At 44.9% G+C, this 1,280-nt stretch carries 1 protein-coding gene; it reads right to left on the reverse strand.

The window, feature by feature from the left end:
- Positions 1–1,202, reverse strand: a 1,202-nt coding sequence (locus ACTIE0_RS24480; protein ID WP_439517049.1) for a hypothetical protein, incomplete at its 3' end; no start/stop codon positions are given.
- Between the last annotated feature and the right edge of the window lie 78 nt (positions 1,203–1,280).

Below are 1,280 nucleotides of genomic sequence, written 5' to 3' on the forward strand. Positions count from 1 at the left end.
CTTACCCCTAGGGCTTTATGGATTTCCCTAGTCATTTTAATCAAATCGTCACAACATTCTTTATTCATGTCATCCCTCAATATTGGTAAACTTGGCGGCGGTTCTGGTTGATAATTTCGTACATATCTACAAGGGTAAACTGGATGATTACTACTGTAAAAACCTAGATAGTAAGAGTGTCGAGTAAGCCAATAAGCATGAAGATACCCAAATATGTATTTTCCGGTCTCTTTATCCCGTACACCAACAAGAACAGGCATATAATATTCCTCCACCCTAGTACTACCAGAAGGATACCGTAACATCCATTGGTGATATATTTTTGGTACAGCGTCCGCTTTTATTATCCCAATTGATTCAACAGTGATATATCTGTGTACTAAACCACCTACAGGAGGGAGATTCTTGCCCTCTCGTAGAGATGCTATCATAGCCCTAAGACCGCCTGTGGTTGTCTCACCCAGGGGAGTTATAAAGATGTCCTTTGAAGGGTGGCCGTAAGGCGACCCCGTAATAAAGTAGGCACCTTGGCTTGAATTTGTTGAACTTGCCGCAGAATCAAGCATAGACTTCTCCGAATATAAAGTCCCTCCTGTTCCCATTTCTACTATGTAGCGCAAATAAACCGTGCATAACTGTCCCTTAAACCCCAATGGTGGGCCGGGAACGCTTAAATTGCCTATACTTGTACTTGCGCCTGTATCATCATCACCACGGCGATTGTCGTCGCCTTCCTCATCCCTATCATCTTCGCAAACATTCCGAGCAAAAGTGACAGTTTTGCCAAACATGGTTACGCTCATGGTTTGCTCACATTCCCCAAGATAAACCGAGACATTGGCATCATTAATGCTGTCAATTGTTCCCCCAAAACCTTTGGGGTTGCCATCCTCATCAAGGTCTACAAATCCGTGAGCAGTGCTGCCTATCTTCTCAGCTTTTATGCCTCTCCTAGTTCTGCCATCTTGTAAATCTTCAGCCTCTGCGCTTATTTTTGGCTTCATTGCCTGGGCAAATTCAACTATCCCCCCCACGTCTATCTCAATGTCTCCATCGTCGCGGGGAAATCTTACTCGCGCTCTGGGTTTGTCGTCCGCTTCTAATCGTTTAACCTCTCTTTCTATGACATCTATCGCTTGCCTATAGTTGCGATTCCTTACAATGTCTCTTGCCCTTCGGCTACGTTCCTCTACTTCTCGCATGGTTCGCACTCCTGCCTCAACTCAGGAAATAGTTGCAGCCATCCCTCTTTGGTCAATTTTCGTCCGCCAACAACCCAT

The sequence above is a fragment of the Limnospira sp. genome (genome assembly GCF_051859755.1).
GTDB classification, from domain to species: Bacteria; Cyanobacteriota; Cyanobacteriia; order Cyanobacteriales; family Microcoleaceae; genus Limnospira; species Limnospira fusiformis.